Below are 19881 nucleotides of genomic sequence, written 5' to 3'. Positions count from 1 at the left end.
TGGTAAAAATCATTTTTTGCTTGGTGTCCGTTTGCTTTATAAGGAGATGAATCATGGTGTTTAAAGCTAAAAGTCCTAAAATTAACATTGAAGAAGTTCGCGCCTTGTCTAAATTAGAGGGAGCGGCTCTTGCGAGAAAAAATCAACGTGATCAGGAATTGGAAGCCATCATCCGTGGGGAAGACCAGCGTATTCTCTTGGTGATTGGACCATGTTCATCTGATAATGAAGAGGCGGTTCTCGAGTATGCCAAGCGTCTATCTGCTTTGCAAGAAGAGGTCAAAGACCGTATTTTTATGGTCATGCGTGTCTATACAGCTAAACCTCGTACCAATGGGGATGGCTATAAGGGCTTGATTCATCAACCAAATGCGACAGAAGCTCCTAGTTTGATTAATGGAATCAAGGCTGTTCGCCAGCTCCACTACCGTGTGATTACCGAGACGGGAATGACAACAGCGGATGAGATGCTTTATCCTGAAAATCTTCCGCTGGTGGATGATTTGATTTCTTATATGGCTGTTGGAGCTCGTTCTGTAGAGGATCAACAGCACCGTTTTGTAGCGAGTGGAGCAGATTTTTCAACAGGATTTAAAAATCCCACATCTGGAAATCTCAATGTTATGTTTAACGGGATTTACGCAGCGCAAAATAAACAGAGTTTCCTCTTCCTCGGTAAAGAGGTGGAAACAACAGGGAATCCATTGTCCCACGCCATTCTTCGCGGTGCCTTGAATGAATACGGGAAAAATATTCCTAACTACTACTATGACAATTTGATGGATACTATTGCCCAGTATGAAAAGATGGGCTTGGAAAATCCATTTATCATCATCGATACCAATCATGACAATTCAGGTAAGCAATATATGGATCAAATCCGTATCGTTCGTCAGACCTTGATCAACCGTGACTGGAATGAGAAGATCAAAAAATATGTTCGTGGTTTTATGATTGAGTCCTATCTAGAAGATGGACGTCAAAATGAACCAGAAGTTTTTGGTAAGTCCATTACAGATCCGTGTCTCGGATGGGACAACACAGAAGCACTTGTTCGCGAAATTTACCAAACGCTAGGAGAGTAAGATGGCATTTATCGAAAAAGGTCAAGAAATTGATATTGAAGCAATCAAGGCTGCGACCCAGTTGTCACCTGAAGCCTTGCGAAAGAAAGAAGCCCGCGATAGAGAGTTGGCAGCCATCATCTCGGGTGAGGACGACCGAATCCTTTTGGTGATGGGACCTTGCTCTTCAGACAATGAGGAAGCAGTGCTTGAATATGCTCGTCGCTTAGCAGACTTGCAGAAAAAAGTTGCAGATAAAATCTTTATCGTGATGCGTGTCTATACGGCTAAACCTCGTACTAATGGAGATGGCTATAAAGGCATGATTCATCAACCAAATACCAGCGAAGCGCCTAGTCTCATCAATGGTTTGCAGGCTGTTCGTCAGCTTCACTATCGTGTGATTACGGAGACGGGATTGACAACAGCTGATGAGATGCTTTATCCGTCAAATCTCGTTTTGGTTGATGACCTGGTCAGCTACCATGCTGTAGGGGCTCGTTCAGTGGAAGACCAAGAACACCGCTTTGTAGCGTCTGGTATTGATGCTCCGGTTGGGATGAAAAATCCAACATCTGGGAACCTTGGGGTCATGTTTAATGCCATCTATGCGGCTCAAAACAAGCAAACCTTCCTTTACCATGGCCAAGAAGTGGAAACTTCAGGAAATCCTTTGGCCCACGTTATCCTTCGTGGTGCCATGAACGAATATGGTAAAAATGAACCCAATTTCTACTATGAAACCCTCTTAAATGCCATCAATCGCTATGAGACTATGGGACTTGAAAATCCCTTCATTATCATCGATACCAATCATGACAATTCAGGCAAGCAGTATATGGAACAAGTTCGCATTGTTCGTCAAGCCTTGCTGAATCGTGACTGGAATGAAAAGATTAAAAAGACGGTTCGAGGCTTTATGATCGAATCTTACCTAGCAGACGGTCGCCAAAACCAACCAGAGGTCTTTGGCTGCTCCATAACTGACCCTTGTCTAGGTTGGGAAAATACAGTAGCCTTGGTAGAAGAAATTTATACCACCTTAACAAAATAAGTGAAAAGGATGGAGTTGGGGGAATCTCAGCTCCTTTTATGAGTATGATAGTTGGACACGGAATTGACATCGAAGAATTGGCTTCGATAGAAAACGCAGTTACACGACGTGAGGGCTTTGCTAAACGCGTGCTGACCCCTAAAGAATTGGAGCGTTTTACCAGTCTCAAAGGGCGCAGACAGATCGAATACTTGGCAGGTCGCTGGTCAGCTAAGGAGGCCTTTTCCAAGGCTATGGGAACTGGTATTGGCAAACTGACCTTTCAGGATTTGGAAGTTTTGAACAATGAACGAGGCGCGCCTTATTTTAGTCAGGCACCATTTTCAGGAAAGATTTGGCTATCTATCAGCCATACAGATCAGTTTGTGACAGCCAGTGTCATTTTGGAGGAAAATCATGAAAGCTAGTCCACATAGACCAACCAAGGCTCTGATATTTCTGGGAGCTATTCGACAAAATATTCAGCAAATGGGGGCTCATATCCCTGAAGGAACGCTCAAGTGGGCAGTGGTCAAGGCCAATGCCTATGGTCATGGGGCTGTTGCCGTTGCCAAGGCTATTCAAGATGATGTTGATGGATTTTGTGTTTCCAATATTGATGAAGCCATCGAACTTCGTCAGGCTGGACTTAGCAAGAAAATCCTCATCTTAGGAGTTTCTGAACTAGAAGCTGTTGCTCTAGCTAAAGGATACGACATCACCTTGACAGTGGCTGGGCTGGAGTGGATTCAAACGCTCTTAGACAAGGAAGCAGATTTGACTGGCTTGACTGTCCACCTCAAGATTGACTCAGGGATGGGACGAATTGGTTTCCGAGATTCCAGTGAGGCTGAGCAGGCTCAAACCTTGCTCCAACAACACGGTGCTCGTGTTGAGGGGATTTTTACCCACTTTGCTACTGCAGATGAAGAATCAGATGCCTATTTTATTGCCCAGTTAGAATGCTTTAAAGCTATTTTGGCAAGTATGAAGGAAGTTCCAGAACTGGTTCATGCCAGTAACTCGGCAACGACCCTCTGGCATGCAGAGACTATTTTCAATGCAGTCCGTATGGGAGATGCCATGTATGGTCTCAATCCAAGTGGAGAGGTCTTGGACTTACCCTATGATTTGACACCAGCCTTGACCTTGGAGTCTGCCCTAGTTCATGTCAAGACAGTTCCAGCTGGAGCTTGCATGGGCTATGGAGCCACCTATCAAGCGGATAGTGAGCAAGTCATTGCGACGGTGCCAATCGGTTATGCGGATGGTTGGACACGAGACATGCAAAATTTCTCTGTCTTGGTAGAGGGACAAGCTTGCCCAATCGTCGGTCGGGTTTCTATGGACCAAATTACCATTCGTTTGCCTAAGGTTTACCCGCTAGGAACAAAAGTAACCTTAATTGGCTCCAACGGTGACAAGAAAATCACAGCTACTCAGGTAGCGACCTACCGTGGAACCATTAACTATGAGGTGGTTTGCCTCCTCAGCGACCGCATTCCGAGAGAATATTATTAAAAAAGAAAGGAGTGGAGCATGAATCTACATCAACCCTTGCATGTCTTGCCTGGTGTGGGACCAAAGTCAGCAGAGAAATACGCTAAACTAGGAATTGAAAACTTACAAGACCTCTTGCTCTACTTTCCTTTCCGTTATGAAGATTTCAAGACCAAGCAGGTCCTAGAGCTGGAAGATGGTGAAAAGGCTGTTCTATCTGGTCAAGTCGTGACTCCTGCCAGTGTCCAGTATTATGGTTTTAAGCGTAATCGCCTGCGCTTTAGCCTCAAGCAGGGAGAAGTCGTTTTTGCGGTTAATTTCTTTAACCAGCCTTATCTAGCAGATAAGATAGAATTGGGAGCAACGCTTGCCATTTTTGGAAAATGGGACCGTGCCAAGGCCAGTCTGACTGGGATGAAGGTTCTAGCTCAGGTGGAAGATGACCTCCAACCTGTCTATCGTCTGGCTCAAGGAATCAGTCAGGCAGGACTGGTCAAGGTTATCAAGACAGCCTTTGATCAAGGGTTGGACCTCTTAATAGAGGAAAATCTTCCCCAGTCTTTACTTGATAAATACAAACTCATGTCCCGTTGTCAGGCAGTTCGTGCTATGCATTTTCCAAAGGATTTGGCAGAATATAAGCAGGCCCTTCGCCGTATCAAGTTTGAGGAACTCTTTTATTTTCAGATGCAGTTGCAGACACTCAAGTCTGAAAATAGAGTTCAAGGAAGCGGTCTGGTTCTGAATTGGTCTAAGGAAAAGGTGACAGCTACTAAAGAAAATCTGCCTTTTGCTCTGACCTCAGCTCAGGAAAAGAGTTTGCAGGAAATTTTGACCGACATGAAGTCCGACCACCACATGAATCGTCTCCTGCAAGGGGATGTGGGGAGCGGAAAAACGGTGGTTGCTGGTTTGGCCATGTTTGCGGCGGTGACGGCTGGCTACCAGGCAGCTCTCATGGTGCCAACAGAAATCCTTGCGGAGCAACACTTTGAGAGTTTACAGAACCTTTTTCCAGACTTGAAACTGGCTCTCTTGACAGGTTCCTTAAAAGCTGCAGAGAAAAGAGAAGTTTTAGAGACCATTGCCAAGGGTGAGGCCGACCTTATTATCGGAACCCATGCTTTGATACAAGATGGGGTGGATTATGCTCGTCTTGGATTGATTATCATTGATGAGCAGCACCGTTTTGGTGTGGGCCAAAGGCGTATTTTACGGGAAAAAGGGGACAATCCTGACGTTCTCATGATGACGGCGACGCCCATTCCACGAACCTTGGCTATCACAGCCTTTGGCGATATGGATGTTTCTATTATTGACCAGATGCCAGTAGGGCGGAAGCCTATTGTAACTCGCTGGATTAAGCATGAGCAGCTACCTCAGGTCTTGACTTGGTTAGAGGGGGAAATCCAAAAAGGTTCGCAAGCCTATGTCATCTCTCCCTTGATTGAAGAATCTGAAGCTCTGGATTTGAAAAATGCCATTGCCTTATCTGAGGAGTTGACAGCTCATTTTGCAGGTAAGGCCGAAGTGGCTCTGCTACATGGTAAGATGAAGAGTGACGAAAAAGACCAGATTATGCAGGAGTTCAAAGAGAGAAAAACGGATATTCTGGTTTCGACGACGGTTATCGAGGTTGGGGTCAATGTTCCCAATGCGACCGTCATGATTATCATGGATGCCGATCGGTTCGGTCTCAGCCAGCTTCACCAGCTCAGAGGTCGTGTTGGTCGGGGAGACAAGCAGTCTTATGCTGTTCTTGTGGCTAATCCCAAGACGGACTCTGGGAAGGACCGCATGTGCATCATGACAGAAACCAACAATGGATTTGTCCTTGCGGAGGAAGATTTGAAAATGCGTGGATCGGGTGAAATTTTTGGAACCAGACAGTCAGGACTTCCAGAGTTTCAAGTGGCTGATATTATCGAAGACTTTCCTATTTTGGAAGAAGCCAGAAAGGTTGCCAGCTACATTAGTTCGATAGAAGGTTGGCAAGAGGATCCAGAATGGCGCATGATTGCTCTCCATCTAGAAAAGAAAGAACATCTAGATTAATACTCTTCGAAAATCTCTTCAAACCACGTCAACGTCGCCTTGCCGTAGGTATGGTTACTGACTTCGTCAGTTCTATCTGCAACCTCAAAACCGTGTTTTGAGCTGACTTCGTCAGTTCTATCCACAACCTCAAAACCGTGTTTTGAGCAACCTGCGGCTAGTTTCCTAGTTTGCTCTTTGATTTTCATTGAGTATAAGCCTTTTCTAAGAAATCTATAAGCTAGCTTTTAGGTTTGGATCTTATACTAGAGTCATCAAAAAGAAACGAGGACTCTCACATGACTATTAAAGTAACCTACCAAAAGAAATTCCAAACCGTCAAACTAGAGAAAGGAGCTAGCACCTATTGATACACAGAGAGCGGAAACGCTCTTTTTATTTTTAAAACTACTTTCAGACGATAGGTTTGAGGAAAGAGAATCTAAAATCACTTTCTATTTAGAATTCTTTCTTGCATTGCTTTCCTAGATATGCTAGAGTTATGATAGCGATTACAAAACTAAAGGAGCATGCTATGAAAAATCCAGCTTTATTAGAAGAAATCAAGACTTATAGAGGGCGAGATGAAGTTCCAGAAGATTTTGATGCTTTCTGGGATGAGGAAGTCAAAAAAGTTTCATCTCTTCCAGCCTACCAGTTGGAGGAAAGAGATTTCCATATTCCCCAAGTCAAGTGCTATGAGCTAACCTTTGAGGGAACCAATGAAGGTAAGGTCTATGCACGGGTCGTCCTTCCAAAAAGTGAGGAGAAAGTTCCCCTAATTTTCCATTTTCACGGTTATATGGGACGTGGCTGGGACTGGACCGACATGCTGGCCTTCACCGTGGCTGGTTACGGGGTTGTTTCCATGGACGTTCGTGGCCAATCAGGCTATTCGCAAGACGGCTTGCGCTCTCCACTAGGAAATACGGTGAAGGGACATATCATCCGTGGTGCTGTGGAAGGTCGGGAACATCTCTTTTATAAGGATGTCTATCTGGATATTTACCAGTTGATCGAAATTGTTGCTAGTCTGCCACAGGTAGATGAGGAAAGACTTTCTAGCTATGGTGCCTCACAAGGAGGAGCTTTAGCTCTGGTTGCAGCAGCGCTCAATCCTCGGATTCAGCGAACAGTTGCCATCTATCCCTTCTTGTCCGACTTTAGACGAGTGCTTGAGATTGGCAATACCAGTGAAGCCTATGACGAACTTTTCCGTTATTTCAAGTTCCACGATCCCTTCCATGAAACAGAGGAGGAAATCATGGCGACTCTTGCCTATATCGATGTGAAGAATCTTGCCCATCGTATCAAAGGAGAGGTCAAGATGATTACGGGCTTGGATGACGATGTTTGCTATCCTATTACCCAGTTTGCGATTTACAACCGTCTGACTTGCGACAAGGCCTATCGCATCATGCCAGAGTATGCTCACGAAGCCATGAATGTTTTTGTCAATGACCAAGTCTATAACTGGCTCTGTGGTAGTGAGATTTCTTTTTCTTATGTAAAAAAATAATTTTGAGAGGGCAGAAGCTCTCTTTTTTATGTCCAAAACCTGAAAGTACTTTTAGAAAATTTAAAATATTAAAATATTCTTAAAAGTAAAATCTATTCTGTGGGAACACAGATATAAATATAAGACTTTATTGTATAATAAAGGAAAAGTCACTTGTGAAAGGAGGAAGAAGGCTGCTGGGTGATTAAAAACTCGGGCTCAGCAGAAAATGGGAGAGGATTGGGAGCTCTCATTAAGTTGGATACTTTCTTGTAAAACTTGTCTCTTGAGAGACAATAAAAATTTTTAAAGAAAAAGAAAGCGCTTTATTTTATGAAAAATGAAAGGACAAACATGAATTACAAATCTTTAGATCGGAAACAGCGATACGGAATTCGAAAATTTGCAGTTGGGGCGGCATCTGTAGTGATTGGTACAGTAGTATTTGGAGCAAATCCAGTCTTAGCTCAAGAGCAAGCCAATGCAGCAGGGGCCAATACAGAAACTGTCGAACCTAGTCAAGGTTTATCAGAATTGCCAAAAGAAGTGTCCTCGGGAGATCTTGCTCATTTGGATAAGGATTTGGCTGGTAAATTGGCAGCAGCTCAAGACAACGGCGTTGAGGTGGACCAAGATCATTTGAAAAAAAATGAGAGTGCAGAATCAGAAACTCCATCCTCTACGGGAACCCCTGCAGAAGAAGCAAATAAGGAAGAGGAATCAGAGGATCAGGGTGCTATTCCTCGTGACTATTACTCAAGAGATTTAAAAAATGCTAATCCTGTCCTTGAAAAAGAAGATGTTGAAACCAATGCGGCAAATGGTCAGAGAGTCGATTTATCAAGTGAACTAGACAAACTAAAGCAACTAAAAAATGCTACAGTTCACATGGAGTTCAAACCAGATGCATCAGCTCCACGCTTTTACAATCTCTTCTCTGTATCCAGTGACACCAAGGAAAATGAGTACTTTACTATGTCGGTCCTTGATAATACAGCTCTTATTGAAGGGCGTGGCGCTAACGGGGAACAGTTCTATGATAAGTATACAGATGCTCCTTTGAAAGTTCGCCCAGGACAATGGAATTCCGTGACCTTTACTGTCGAACAACCGACAGCGGAGTTACCTCATGGTCGAGTTCGTCTCTATGTGAACGGTGTCTTATCTCGAACAAGTCTAAAATCTGGGAACTTCATCAAAGATATGCCAGATGTTAATCAAGCTCAACTTGGAGCAACCAAACGGGGCAAGAAAACAGTTTGGTCCTCAAATCTACAAGTCCGAAACCTAACCGTTTATGATCGTGCTTTAAGCCCAGATGAAGTTCAAACACGAAGTCAATTATTTGAAAGAGGTGAATTGGAACAGAAACTACCAGAAGGTGCGAAAATCTCTGAGAAAGAAGACGTCTTTGAAGGTGGTAGGAACAATCAACCAAATAAAGATGGTATCAAGAGCTATCGTATCCCAGCTCTTCTCAAGACAGATAAAGGAACGCTGATTGCAGGTGCAGATGAACGCCGTCTCCATTCGAGTGACTGGGGTGATATCGGCATGGTCATTAGACGCAGTGAAGATAATGGAAAAACATGGGGAGACCGAATCGTAATCTCAAATCCTCGTGACAATGAGCACGCTAAACATGCAGAATGGCCATCTCCAGTTAATATTGATATGGCCTTGGTGCAAGACCCTGAAACAAAGAGAATTTTTGCAATTTACGACATGTTCCTTGAAAGTAAGGCAGTATTTTCATTGCCGGGGCAAGCTCCGAAAGCTTATGAACAAGTGGGAGATAAAGTTTATCAAGTTTTATATAAGCAAGGAGAATCAGGTCGCTATACGATTCGAGAAAACGGAGAGGTTTTCGACCCTCAAAATAGAAAGACAGATTATCGTGTTGTCGTTGACCCTAAAAAACCAGCCTACAGCGATAAGGGAGATTTGTATAAAGGGAATGAGCTAATCGGAAATATTTATTTTGAATATAGCGAAAAGAATATTTTTAGAGTTTCCAATACCAACTACCTATGGATGTCCTACAGTGATGACGATGGGAAGACTTGGTCTGCACCAAAAGATATTACTCATGGGATTCGGAAAGATTGGATGCACTTCCTAGGAACTGGACCTGGTACTGGCATTGCCTTGCGTACAGGGCCTCATAAGGGAAGACTGGTGATTCCAGTTTATACAACAAACAACGTTTCCTACCTAAGTGGTTCTCAATCATCTCGTGTAATTTATTCAGATGATCATGGAGAAACATGGCAAGCAGGGGAAGCAGTTAATGATAACCGCCCAGTAGGCAACCAAACCATTCACTCTTCAACCATGAATAATCCAGGTGCCCAAAATACGGAGTCAACTGTTGTTCAGTTGAATAATGGGGATCTCAAGCTCTTTATGCGTGGGTTGACTGGTGATCTTCAGGTTGCGACCAGTCATGATGGGGGAGCAACGTGGGATAAGGAAATCAAACGTTATCCTCAAGTAAAAGACGTTTATGTTCAAATGTCCGCTATTCACACCATGCATGAAGGAAAGGAATACATTCTACTCAGCAATGCTGGTGGTCCTGGACGCAACAATGGTTTGGTTCACCTGGCTCGTGTTGAGGAGAATGGTGAGTTGACATGGCTGAAACACAATCCTATACAAAGTGGTAAGTTTGCATACAACTCGCTCCAAGAACTCGGAAATGGCGAATATGGTTTGCTTTATGAGCATGCGGATGGCAATCAAAACGATTATACTTTATCCTATAAGAAATTCAACTGGGATTTCTTAAGCAAAGACAGAATATCTCCTAAAGAAGCAAAAGTAAAATATGCTATTCAAAAATGGCCAGGTATTATAGCCATGGAGTTCGATTCGGAAGTATTGGTCAACAAGGCTCCGACCCTTCAATTGGCAAATGGCAAGACAGCAACCTTCATGACCCAATACGATACAAAAACTCTCCTATTCACAATAGATCCAGAGGATATGGGTCAAAGAATTACAGGTCTAGCTGAGGGTGCAATTGAAAGCATGCACAATTTACCAGTTTCTTTAGCTGGCTCTAAACTAAGCGATGGTATTAATGGCAGTGAAGCTGCTATCCATGAGGTTCCAGAGTTCACAGGTGGTGTTAATGCAGAAGAAGCAGCGGTTCATGAAGTTCCGGAGTATACAGGTCCAATGGCAACAGTAGGTGAAGAACCAGCTCCTACAGTAGAAAAACCAGAATTCACTGGTGGTGTCAATGCTGAGGAAGCCCCAGTGGCAGAGATGCCAGAGTACACCGGTCCATTATCAACAGTAGGAGAAGAAGCAGCGCCAACGGTTGAAAAGCCTGAATTTACAGGTGGTGTCAACGCTGTTGAGGCAGCAGTCCATGAACTTCCAGAGTTCAAGGGTGGTGTCAATGCAGTTCTAGCAGCCTCAAACGAGCTTCCGGAATATAGAGGAGGTGCTAACTTTGTCTTGGCAGCTTCAAATGATCTACCAGAGTACATAGGTGGCGTCAATGGTGCTGAGGCGGCAGTCCATGAACTTCCAGAGTATAAGGGAGACACCAATTTAGTATTGGCGGCAGCAGACAACAAACTGTCTCTAGGCCAAGATGTGACCTATCAAGCGCCAGCAGCTAAACAAGATGAACTTCCGAATACGGGAAGTAAGGAAACAAACTCACTGATTTCCCTTGGTCTTGCAGGTGTTCTTTTATCCTTGTTTGCATTTGGCAAGAAGAGAAAAGAATAATAAGCAAAAGTATTTGAATAAGTCTCAGAAGAGATAGCAGGTTTTTCAGCCTGCTATCTTTCTTTATTAAATTCAGCTTGCTTCGAAATCATAAGAAGTCTGAAACTACTTTCAGGATAGTCTGTTCTATAAAATAGTTTTGAAACTGAAATCTATTCTACTACAAGCTATTGAAAGCGCTTAACAAATGATATATAATAAGCCCATAAGAACAAGAAAGGGAGGAAAGAGGATGCCACAGATCAGCAAAGAAGCCTTGATTGAACAAATCAAAGATGGAATCATTGTCTCTTGCCAGGCACTTCCTCACGAACCGCTTTATACAGAAGCGGGAGGAGTCATTCCCTTGCTAGTCAAAGCGGCTGAGCAAGGTGGAGCAGTCGGTATCCGAGCAAACAGTGTTCGCGATATCAAGGAGATTAAGGAGGTTACGAAACTCCCGATTATCGGGATTATCAAACGTGACTATCCGCCACAGGAGCCTTTCATTACAGCTACGATGAGAGAAGTTGATGAACTGGCTGAACTAGACATCGAGGTCATTGCTCTGGATTGTACCAAACGCGAACGTTACGACGGTTTGGAAATTCAGGACTTTATCCGACAAGTCAAAGAAAAATATCCGCATCAACTCTTAATGGCTGATACTAGCACGTTTGAAGAGGGTATAGCAGCAGTTGAAGCAGGAATTGATTTTGTTGGAACAACCCTATCAGGTTACACCTCTTATAGTCCGAAAGTGGATGGTCCAGACTTTGAACTAATCAAAAAACTTTGTGAAGCAGGAGTGGATGTCATCGCTGAAGGGAAAATTCATACACCAGAACAAGCCAAACAAATCCTTGAGTATGGGGTGCGAGGTATCGTTGTTGGTGGAGCTATCACTAGACCAAAAGAGATTACGGAACGCTTTGTTGCCGGTCTCAAATAACACAATCTCAAAACAGAGGAGAGTGGTTGATGCGTCGGACAAAATGAAAACGTATACAAATATAAACTTGCTCATTATCCAATATGGATACGCTTATCAATTAGGAGAATACAAATGAAATTTAGAAAACTAGCTTGTACAGTACTTGCGGGTGCTGCGATTCTTGGCCTTGCGGCTTGTGGTAACTCTGGTGGAAGTAAAGATGCTGGAAGCTCTAGTAGCGATAGCGGGAAAACAGAAATCACTTGGTGGGCATTCCCAGTCTTCACACAAGAAAAAACTGGTGACGGTGTTGGAACTTATGAAAAATCAATCATCGAAGCTTTTGAAAAAGCAAATCCAGATGTAAAAGTGAAATTGGAAACCATCGACTTCAAGTCAGGTCCTGAAAAGATCACAACAGCCATCGAAGCAGGGACAGCGCCAGACGTACTCTTTGACGCACCAGGACGTATCATCCAGTACGGTAAAAACGGTAAATTGGCTGAGTTGAACGACCTCTTCACAGACGAATTCGTCAAAGATGTCAACAACGAAAACATCGTACAAGCAAGTAAGGCTGGAGACAAAGCTTACATGTATCCAATCAGTTCAGCTCCATTCTACATGGCTATGAACAAGAAAATGTTGGAAGATGCTGGAGTTGCAAACCTTGTAAAAGAAGGTTGGACAACTGATGACTTTGAAAAAGTTTTGAAAGCGCTTAAAGATAAAGGCTACACACCAGGTTCATTGTTCAGTTCTGGTCAAGGGGGAGACCAAGGAACACGTGCCTTCGTTGCAAACCTTTATGGCGGTTCTGTAACAGACAAAGACGTAACCAAATATACAACAGACGATCCTAAATTCGTCAAAGGTCTTGAAAAAGCGGCTAGCTGGATTAAAGACGGTTTGTTGAACAATGGTTCACAATTTGACGGTGGAGCAGACATCCAAAACTTTGCCAACGGTCAAACTTCATACACAATCCTTTGGGCACCAGCTCAAAACGGTATCCAAGCGAAACTCTTGGAAGCAAGTAAGGTAGAAGTGGTAGAAGTACCATTCCCATCAGACTCTGGTAAACCATCTCTTGAATACCTTGTAAACGGATTTGCAGTATTTAATAACAAAGACGATAAGAAAGTCGCAGCTGCTAAGAAATTCGTTCAATTCATCGCAGATGACAAAGAATGGGGTCCTAAAGACGTAGTTCGTACAGGTGCCTTCCCAGTTCGTACTTCATTTGGCAAACTTTATGAAGACAAACGTATGGAAACAATCAGTGGCTGGACTAAATACTACTCACCATACTACAACACTATCGATGGATTTGCTGAAATGAGAACACTTTGGTTCCCAATGTTGCAATCTGTATCAAATGGTGACGAAAAACCAGCGGATGCTTTGAAAGCCTTCACTGAAAAAGCTAACGAAACCATCAAAAAAGCTACAAAACAATAAGCACTAAGTCAGATTGATTCCCCCCTTTTCCCTGTGCACTACGGTGTAAGAAAAGGGGGACTTTTGTTTGAAATGGTAGGAACTGTCACGAAATTAAAATGAAGTTCTTACATAAGCGAATCTTAAAAAATTTCATTTTGGTTTTAAAACAGTTCAAGAAAATCAAAAACTATTCTATTTGAAAGAGAGGTGCCGACTGTGAAAGTCAATAAAATTCGTATGCGGGAAACAGTGATTTCCTACGCTTTCCTAGCACCAGTGTTATTCTTCTTTGTCATCTTTGTCTTGGCTCCTATGATTATGGGATTCATTACAAGTTTCTTTAACTACTCCATGACTAAATTTGAGTTTGTGGGCTTGGACAACTACATTCGCATGTTTAAAGACCCTGTCTTTGTGAAGTCTTTGATCAATACCGTTATCCTGGTTATTGGATCTGTTCCGATTGTGGTTCTCTTCTCGCTCTTTGTAGCATCTCAAACCTATCATCAAAATGCCATTGCCCGTTCTTTCTATCGTTTCGTCTTCTTCCTTCCTGTAGTTACAGGTAGTGTTGCCGTAACGGTTGTATGGAAATGGATCTATGACCCACTATCAGGGATTCTAAACTTTGTCCTTAAGTCAAGCCACATCATCAGCCAAAACATTTCTTGGCTGGGTGACAAAAACTGGGCTTTGCTAGCGATTATGATTATCCTTTTGACAACATCTGTTGGTCAACCGATTATCCTTTATATCGCTGCTATGGGGAATATTGACAACTCACTTGTTGAAGCAGCGCGTGTTGACGGTGCGACTGAATTTCAAGTCTTCTGGAAAATCAAATGGCCTAGCCTTCTTCCAACAACTCTTTACATCGCGATCATCACAACCATCAACTCATTCCAATGTTTCGCCTTGATTCAGTTGTTGACTTCTGGTGGTCCAAACTATTCAACAAGTACCTTGATGTACTATCTTTACGAAAAAGCCTTCCAATTGACAGAGTACGGCTATGCAAATACCATCGGTGTCTTCTTGGCAGTGATGATTGCCATTGTCAGCTTTGCTCAATTCAAGATCCTCGGAAACGACGTAGAATACTAAAGAAAGGAGACAGTTATGCAACCTACACAAAAGAAACCCTTAACAGCTTTCACTGTTATTTCAACGATTATCTTGCTCTTGTTGACCGTACTGTTCATCTTTCCATTCTACTGGATCTTGACAGGGGCCTTCAAATCACAGCCTGATACCATTATGATTCCGCCACAGTGGTTCCCTAAAATGCCAACCATGGAGAACTTCCAACAACTCATGGTGCAAAACCCTGCTATGCAGTGGATGTGGAACTCTGTATTTATCTCACTGGTAACCATGTTCTTAGTCTGTGCAACCTCTTCTCTAGCAGGTTATGTCTTGGCTAAGAAACGTTTCTATGGTCAACGCATCCTCTTTGCAGTCTTTATCGCTGCCATGGCGCTTCCAAAACAAGTTGTCCTTGTACCATTGGTACGTATCGTCAACTTCATGGGAATTCACGATACTCTTTGGGCAGTTATACTGCCTTTGATCGGATGGCCATTTGGGGTCTTCCTCATGAAACAGTTCAGTGAAAACATCCCGACAGAATTGCTTGAATCAGCTAAAATCGACGGTTGTGGTGAGATTCGTACCTTCTGGAGCGTAGCCTTCCCTATCGTGAAACCAGGATTTGCAGCTCTTGCGATCTTTACCTTCATCAATACTTGGAACGACTACTTTATGCAGTTGGTTATGTTGACTTCACGTCAAAACTTGACTATCTCACTCGGGGTTGCGACCATGCAGGCCGAAATGGCAACCAACTATGGTTTGATCATGGCGGGTGCAGCTCTTGCAGCCGTACCAATCGTAACCGTCTTCCTTGTCTTCCAAAAATCCTTCACTCAGGGTATTACTATGGGAGCGGTCAAAGGTTAAGAAAAGTAAATTAGTGTATCAAGATTGCAGAAGTGGTCTTGACATGCCATGGAAATATAGAGTTATAAGTGTCTACAAAATGGAGAGTATGCAGTTACTTTGTGAAGTTTTGTCAGACACTTATAAACTTAAGAATAAACTCTTTTCATGATACTAGTTAGAGTAGGTTCGTTTTATGGTAACTATTTTCCGCTTTAGTGGTATCTAAGATAAGAATCTTACGCTTATCTTAGACGGAATTTTTGAGACTGACGATGAAAGAGCAAAAGGCTCAAAAATTAGGAATGAAATTCCGAAGGAATTTGCTTCCGTCCGCACTGTTACAGGGAAATAGAGAAAGGATAATTCGAAACTGAAAAATAGTAACTATCAGAAACGAAGGAAACAGTATGATTTTTGACGATTTGAAAAACATCACCTTTTACAAGGGAATCCATCCCAATCTAGACAAGGCTATCGACTATCTCTACCAGCACCGTAAGGATTCTTTCGAACTCGGTAAGTATGAGATTGACGGGGACAATGTCTTTCTAGTTGTTCAGGAAAATGTCCTCAATCAAGCTGAAAATGATCAGTTTGAGCACCATAAGAACTATGCAGACTTGCACTTGCTGGTAGAAGGACATGAATATTCGAGCTACGGTTCACGTATCAAAGACGAAGCAGTAGCATTCGACGGAGCGAGCGACATTGGCTTTGTCCATTGTCATGAAAAATACCCACTCTTGTTGGGCTATCACAATTTTGCGATTTTCTTCCCAGGAGAACCGCATCAGCCAAATGGCTATGCAGGTATGGAAGAGAAGGTTCGCAAATATCTCTTTAAAATTTTGATTGATTAAAAGAATCAGGAGGAGCAAACATGGCACAAAAAGGAGTAAGCCTTATCAAGGCGGCATTTGATACAGATAATTTTCTCATGCGTTTCAGTGAGAAGGTCTTGGATATTGTGACAGTCAATCTTCTTTTTGTCGTCTCTTGTTTGCCCATCGTGACGATTGGAGTGGCGAAAATCAGCCTTTATGAGACCATGTTTGAGATTAAGAGAAGCAGACGGGTACCAGTCTTTAGAACTTATCTAAGAGCTTTCAAGCAAAATCTGAAACTGGGGCTTCAGTTAGGTCTGTTAGAGTTGGGCATTGTGTCATTAAGCCTTCTAGACCTCTATCTCTTCTGGGGTCAGACAGCTTTGCCTTTCCAGATTGTGAAAGCTATTTGTTTGGGGATTCTCATCTTCCTCACTCTGGTGATGCTGGCTAGTTATCCCATTGCTGCGCGCTATGATTTGTCTTGGAAAGAAGTGTTGCAAAAAGGGCTTATCCTAGCAAGTTTTAACTTTCCATGGTTCTTCCTCATGTTAGCCACTCTCTTTCTCATTGTGATGGTTCTTTATCTATCCGCCTTCACTCTCCTTTTGGGTGGGTCAGCCTTTATCCTCTTTGGTTTTGGTTTGCTAGTCTTTCTCCAAGCAGGTTTGATGGAGAAAATCTTCGCCAAATACCAGTAGGATGGCTTGTTTCTGAAACTACTTTCAATCGTTACAGTTTCTAAAATACAAGTAGAAACTAAAATCTAAGTGTATACAAGATATTGAAAGCGATTTTCACAAGGTGTATACTAAACTTGTAAAAATAGAACTGCTCTCAGCAGAAAAAAAGAAATCTTAGGAGAAAATCTATGTCAGATTTGAAAAAATACGAAGGTGTCATTCCAGCCTTCTACGCATGTTATGATGATCAAGGAGAAGTCAGTCCAGAGCGTACGCGCGACTTGGTCCAATACTTCATTGATAAGGGAGTTCAAGGTCTCTATGTCAACGGTTCTTCTGGTGAATGTATCTACCAAAGTGTGGCAGACCGCAAGTTGATTTTGGAAGAAGTCATGGCAGTTGCCAAAGGAAAATTGACTATCATTGCTCACGTTGCTTGCAATAATACAAAGGATAGTATGGAACTTGCTCGCCACGCAGAAAGCTTGGGAGTAGATGCCATTGCAACGATTCCGCCGATTTACTTCCGCTTGCCAGAATACTCAGTTGCCAAATACTGGAACGATATCAGTGCTGCAGCTCCAAACACAGACTACGTGATTTACAATATTCCTCAATTGGCAGGTGTTGCTTTGACTCCAAGCCTTTACACTGAAATGTTGAAGAATCCTCGTGTTATCGGTGTTAAGAACTCTTCTATGCCAGTTCAAGATATCCAAACCTTTGTCAGCCTTGGTGGAGAAGACCACATCGTATTCAATGGTCCAGATGAACAGTTCCTAGGTGGACGCCTCATGGGTGCCAAAGCTGGTATTGGTGGTACTTACGGTGCGATGCCAGAACTCTTCTTGAAACTCAATGAGTTGATTGCTGAGAAAGACTTGGAAACAGCGCGTGAATTGCAATACGCTATCAATGCAATCATTGGCAAGCTCACTTCTGCACATGGAAATATGTACGGTGTGATCAAAGAAGTCTTGAAGATCAATGAAGGACTTAACATTGGATCAGTTCGTTCACCATTGACGCCAGTGACTGAAGAAGATCGACCAGTTGTAGAAGCAGCTGCAGCCTTGATTCGTGAAACCAAGGAGCGCTTCCTCTAATTCATAAGGAGGTATTTATGACACACTACGTTGCAATTGATATCGGTGGAACCAACATCAAATATGGTTTGATTGACCAAGAAGGCCAACTTGTTGAATCGCATGAAATGCCAACCGAGGCGCATAAGGGTGGACCTCATATCTTACAAAAGACAAAAGATATCGTAGCCAGCTATTTAGAAAAAGGCCCAGTAGCAGGTGTTGCCATTTCTTCTGCAGGAATGGTGGATCCAGATAAGGGTGAGATTTTCTATGCTGGTCCTCAGATTCCCAACTATGCAGGAACCCAGTTCAAGAAGGAAATCGAGACGAGTTTTGCGATTCCTTGTGAGATTGAAAATGATGTCAACTGTGCAGGTCTGGCTGAGGCAGTATCTGGTTCAGGCAAGGGAGCGAGTGTCACACTTTGCTTGACCATTGGAACAGGTATCGGTGGTTGCTTGATTATGGATGGGAAGGTTTTCCATGGATTTAGCAATTCGGCCTGCGAAGTCGGTTACATGCACATGCAGGATGGAGCTTTTCAGGATCTTGCTTCTACGACAGCCTTGGTAGAATATGTAGCAACAGCTCATGGCGATCCAGTTGATCAGTGGAATGGCCGACGCATTTTCAAGGAAGCTACTGAAGGAAACAAGATTTGTATGGCTGGTATTGACCGCATGGTAGACTATTTAGGAAAAGGTCTGGCAAATATTTGCTACGTTGCCAATCCAGAAGTGCTCATTCTCGGTGGCGGGATCATGGGGCAAGAGGCTATCCTCAAACCGAAGATCCGCACAGCCTTGAAGGCGGCCTTGGTGCCAAGCCTAGCTGAAAAAACACGATTGGAATTTGCCCATCACCAAAACACAGCAGGAATGTTGGGAGCCTATTATCATTTCAAAACAAAACAATCCTAGTTTGGAACTATAGAATTAAGAAAAACACTTAATCACTACTTGAGTGAAAACTGTTTTGCTTAATTCTTTTTTTATTGAAAAATTTAAGCCAAAGGAGGTAATCGTGAGAAACTAGGAGAAAATAAGCATCTTGTATGAAAGGTTGAAGCGAGAGCAATTCTATCATCCATTAAATTGATATTTAGCTTGAGTAAATGGAAAAATGATATAATGAGATGGACGAAAAATTGACAAATTAGAATTTGTAGAGGTGAAAAAATGTAATGGCAACCTATTCACCTGAAATCGAAATACTATAAAATTACGAGGAGATTGTAAGATGAGTAATTATATAAAATTAAATGAAGATAGATGGAATAATGTAAAAAATGCCTATACTGAGCCATTGACACATGAAGAATTGGAAGAAGCTAGAAAAGTCCCGATTTCAGTTGCATTAACGATTGGGAAAAAAGTTCCCAAAGAATGGTTTGAAAAAGCCAACGGGAAAAAGATATTAGGCTTAGCTTGTGGTGGTGGACAGCAAGGACCAGTTTTTGCTCTAAAAGGTTATGATGTCACCATTATGGATTTTTCGAAATCACAATTAGAAAGAGATGAGTTGGTTGCTAAAAGAGAAGGTTTAAAAATCAATACTGTTCAAAGCGATATGACAAAACCATTTCCATTTGAAAATGAAACTTTTGATATTGTTTTTAATCCGGTTTCAAATGTATACATAGAAGATTTAGATAACATGTATAAAGAAGCCTCTCGCGTATTGAAAAAGGGCGGTTTGTTAATGGTTGGATTTATGAATCCTTGGATTTACATGTATGATGCTGACACTGTATGGGATAAACCCGATGAGGAATTACTGTTAAAGTTTTCACTCCCTTTTAATTCAAGAGAGCTTGAAGAGGAAGGCAAAATCATCATCAATTCAGAATATGGATATGAATTTAGCCATACCTTAGAAAGTCAGATTAGAGGACAACTGAAAAATGGTCTCGCTATGATAGATTTTTATGAATCATGTGATAAAAGAAATAGATTATCACGTTATGGAAATGACTATATAGCTACACTTTGCATTAAACTATAAACTTATAGAACGTACTTCTGGAGAATAGCTCGTTTTATTTTATGATTAGAATTTGCCCATCACCAAAATACCGCAGGAATGCTGGGCGCCTATTATCATTTCAAAACAA

At 42.4% G+C, this 19881-nt stretch carries 17 protein-coding genes; 16 read left to right on the top strand and 1 reads right to left on the bottom strand.

Annotated elements, in window-relative coordinates; all coding sequences use genetic code 11:
• The first annotated feature begins 53 nt into the window (after positions 1 to 53).
• From P8P68_RS04440 to recG, 5 genes are read left to right on the top strand one after another with little or no spacing between them, the layout of a single operon-like run.
• The gene (locus P8P68_RS04440; protein WP_000231306.1) at positions 54 to 1085 is read left to right on the top strand and encodes a 3-deoxy-7-phosphoheptulonate synthase; all 1032 of its coding nucleotides are present in this window, start codon (positions 54 to 56) and stop codon (positions 1083 to 1085) included.
• 1 nt (position 1086) lies between these two features.
• A complete protein-coding gene (locus P8P68_RS04435; RefSeq protein ID WP_000864031.1) occupies positions 1087 to 2118 on the top strand; it encodes a 3-deoxy-7-phosphoheptulonate synthase in 1032 nt (343 codons plus the stop codon).
• A gap of 44 nt (positions 2119 to 2162) precedes the next feature.
• Complete coding sequence (acpS, locus tag P8P68_RS04430) at positions 2163 to 2525, top strand: holo-ACP synthase (protein ID WP_008293557.1); 363 nt, start codon at positions 2163 to 2165, stop codon at positions 2523 to 2525.
• Complete coding sequence (gene alr, locus P8P68_RS04425; RefSeq protein ID WP_000648052.1) at positions 2515 to 3618, top strand: alanine racemase; 1104 nt, start codon at positions 2515 to 2517, stop codon at positions 3616 to 3618. The genes acpS and alr overlap by 11 nt, the downstream gene beginning before the upstream one ends.
• A gap of 18 nt (positions 3619 to 3636) precedes the next feature.
• Entirely contained in the window at positions 3637 to 5652 is a 2016-nt protein-coding gene (gene recG, locus P8P68_RS04420; RefSeq protein ID WP_001048732.1) for an ATP-dependent DNA helicase RecG, read from the top strand.
• Here recG and P8P68_RS04415 read toward each other — a convergent pair.
• Positions 5649 to 5840 carry a hypothetical protein gene (locus tag P8P68_RS04415; protein WP_000693216.1) on the bottom strand — a complete coding sequence of 64 codons (192 nt, stop codon included), beginning with the start codon at positions 5838 to 5840 and terminating at the stop codon, positions 5649 to 5651. The genes recG and P8P68_RS04415 overlap by 4 nt on opposite strands.
• A 326-nt stretch (positions 5841 to 6166) precedes the next feature.
• Between P8P68_RS04415 and P8P68_RS04410 the strand changes: the two genes are divergently transcribed.
• From P8P68_RS04410 to P8P68_RS04360, 11 genes are all read left to right on the top strand, one after another.
• Positions 6167 to 7150, top strand: a complete 984-nt coding sequence (locus P8P68_RS04410; RefSeq protein WP_000795107.1) for an acetylxylan esterase — start codon at positions 6167 to 6169, stop codon at positions 7148 to 7150.
• Positions 7151 to 7483: 333 nt separating this feature from the next.
• On the top strand, positions 7484 to 10876 hold the full coding sequence (locus P8P68_RS04405; RefSeq protein ID WP_025172610.1) for an SIALI-17 repeat-containing surface protein: 3393 nt from the start codon (positions 7484 to 7486) through the stop codon (positions 10874 to 10876).
• 232 nt (positions 10877 to 11108) lie between these two features.
• Complete coding sequence (locus P8P68_RS04400; RefSeq protein ID WP_001135658.1) at positions 11109 to 11807, top strand: N-acetylmannosamine-6-phosphate 2-epimerase; 699 nt, start codon at positions 11109 to 11111, stop codon at positions 11805 to 11807.
• A 114-nt stretch (positions 11808 to 11921) separates the two neighbouring features.
• Complete coding sequence (locus P8P68_RS04395) at positions 11922 to 13250, top strand: ABC transporter substrate-binding protein (protein WP_278276262.1); 1329 nt, start codon at positions 11922 to 11924, stop codon at positions 13248 to 13250.
• A 219-nt stretch (positions 13251 to 13469) separates the two neighbouring features.
• The gene (locus P8P68_RS04390; protein ID WP_161801140.1) at positions 13470 to 14336 is read left to right on the top strand and encodes a sugar ABC transporter permease; all 867 of its coding nucleotides are present in this window, start codon (positions 13470 to 13472) and stop codon (positions 14334 to 14336) included.
• Positions 14337 to 14351: 15 nt separating this feature from the next.
• Positions 14352 to 15191, top strand: a complete 840-nt coding sequence (locus P8P68_RS04385) for a carbohydrate ABC transporter permease (RefSeq protein WP_001183243.1) — start codon at positions 14352 to 14354, stop codon at positions 15189 to 15191.
• 389 nt (positions 15192 to 15580) lie between these two features.
• Complete coding sequence (locus P8P68_RS04380; protein ID WP_061852575.1) at positions 15581 to 16033, top strand: YhcH/YjgK/YiaL family protein; 453 nt, start codon at positions 15581 to 15583, stop codon at positions 16031 to 16033.
• A gap of 20 nt (positions 16034 to 16053) precedes the next feature.
• Complete coding sequence (locus P8P68_RS04375; RefSeq protein WP_278276261.1) at positions 16054 to 16698, top strand: DUF624 domain-containing protein; 645 nt, start codon at positions 16054 to 16056, stop codon at positions 16696 to 16698.
• 170 nt (positions 16699 to 16868) lie between these two features.
• Positions 16869 to 17786 carry a dihydrodipicolinate synthase family protein gene (locus tag P8P68_RS04370; protein WP_278276260.1) on the top strand — a complete coding sequence of 306 codons (918 nt, stop codon included), beginning with the start codon at positions 16869 to 16871 and terminating at the stop codon, positions 17784 to 17786.
• Between the two features lie 17 nt (positions 17787 to 17803).
• Positions 17804 to 18688, top strand: a complete 885-nt coding sequence (locus P8P68_RS04365; protein WP_049478457.1) for an ROK family protein — start codon at positions 17804 to 17806, stop codon at positions 18686 to 18688.
• Positions 18689 to 19007: 319 nt separating this feature from the next.
• Positions 19008 to 19772 (top strand): class I SAM-dependent methyltransferase, encoded by a 765-nt coding sequence (locus P8P68_RS04360; protein ID WP_278276259.1) that lies wholly within the window; start codon positions 19008 to 19010, stop codon positions 19770 to 19772.
• The last annotated feature ends 109 nt before the right edge of the window (positions 19773 to 19881 follow it).

This window comes from Streptococcus sp. D7B5, assembly GCF_029691405.1.
In the GTDB taxonomy this organism is placed as follows: domain Bacteria; phylum Bacillota; class Bacilli; order Lactobacillales; family Streptococcaceae; genus Streptococcus.
Note: the sequence above shows the minus strand (reverse complement) of the source record. Positions and strands in the feature narration are given on the sequence as shown.

What these genes read in the sequence shown, in the direction of transcription:
- P8P68_RS04440 (WP_000231306.1), top strand. Translation starts at nt 54, where the DNA reads ATGGTGTTTAAAGCTAAAAGTCCTAAAATTAACATTGAAGAAGTTCGC.
- P8P68_RS04435 (WP_000864031.1), top strand. Translation starts at nt 1,087, where the DNA reads ATGGCATTTATCGAAAAAGGTCAAGAAATTGATATTGAAGCAATCAAG.
- acpS (WP_008293557.1), top strand. Translation starts at nt 2,163, where the DNA reads ATGATAGTTGGACACGGAATTGACATCGAAGAATTGGCTTCGATAGAA.
- alr (WP_000648052.1), top strand. Translation starts at nt 2,515, where the DNA reads ATGAAAGCTAGTCCACATAGACCAACCAAGGCTCTGATATTTCTGGGA.
- recG (WP_001048732.1), top strand. Translation starts at nt 3,637, where the DNA reads ATGAATCTACATCAACCCTTGCATGTCTTGCCTGGTGTGGGACCAAAG.
- P8P68_RS04415 (WP_000693216.1), bottom strand. Translation starts at nt 5,840, where the DNA reads ATGAAAATCAAAGAGCAAACTAGGAAACTAGCCGCAGGTTGCTCAAAA.
- P8P68_RS04410 (WP_000795107.1), top strand. Translation starts at nt 6,167, where the DNA reads ATGAAAAATCCAGCTTTATTAGAAGAAATCAAGACTTATAGAGGGCGA.
- P8P68_RS04405 (WP_025172610.1), top strand. Translation starts at nt 7,484, where the DNA reads ATGAATTACAAATCTTTAGATCGGAAACAGCGATACGGAATTCGAAAA.
- P8P68_RS04400 (WP_001135658.1), top strand. Translation starts at nt 11,109, where the DNA reads ATGCCACAGATCAGCAAAGAAGCCTTGATTGAACAAATCAAAGATGGA.
- P8P68_RS04395 (WP_278276262.1), top strand. Translation starts at nt 11,922, where the DNA reads ATGAAATTTAGAAAACTAGCTTGTACAGTACTTGCGGGTGCTGCGATT.
- P8P68_RS04390 (WP_161801140.1), top strand. Translation starts at nt 13,470, where the DNA reads ATGCGGGAAACAGTGATTTCCTACGCTTTCCTAGCACCAGTGTTATTC.
- P8P68_RS04385 (WP_001183243.1), top strand. Translation starts at nt 14,352, where the DNA reads ATGCAACCTACACAAAAGAAACCCTTAACAGCTTTCACTGTTATTTCA.
- P8P68_RS04380 (WP_061852575.1), top strand. Translation starts at nt 15,581, where the DNA reads ATGATTTTTGACGATTTGAAAAACATCACCTTTTACAAGGGAATCCAT.
- P8P68_RS04375 (WP_278276261.1), top strand. Translation starts at nt 16,054, where the DNA reads ATGGCACAAAAAGGAGTAAGCCTTATCAAGGCGGCATTTGATACAGAT.
- P8P68_RS04370 (WP_278276260.1), top strand. Translation starts at nt 16,869, where the DNA reads ATGTCAGATTTGAAAAAATACGAAGGTGTCATTCCAGCCTTCTACGCA.
- P8P68_RS04365 (WP_049478457.1), top strand. Translation starts at nt 17,804, where the DNA reads ATGACACACTACGTTGCAATTGATATCGGTGGAACCAACATCAAATAT.
- P8P68_RS04360 (WP_278276259.1), top strand. Translation starts at nt 19,008, where the DNA reads ATGAGTAATTATATAAAATTAAATGAAGATAGATGGAATAATGTAAAA.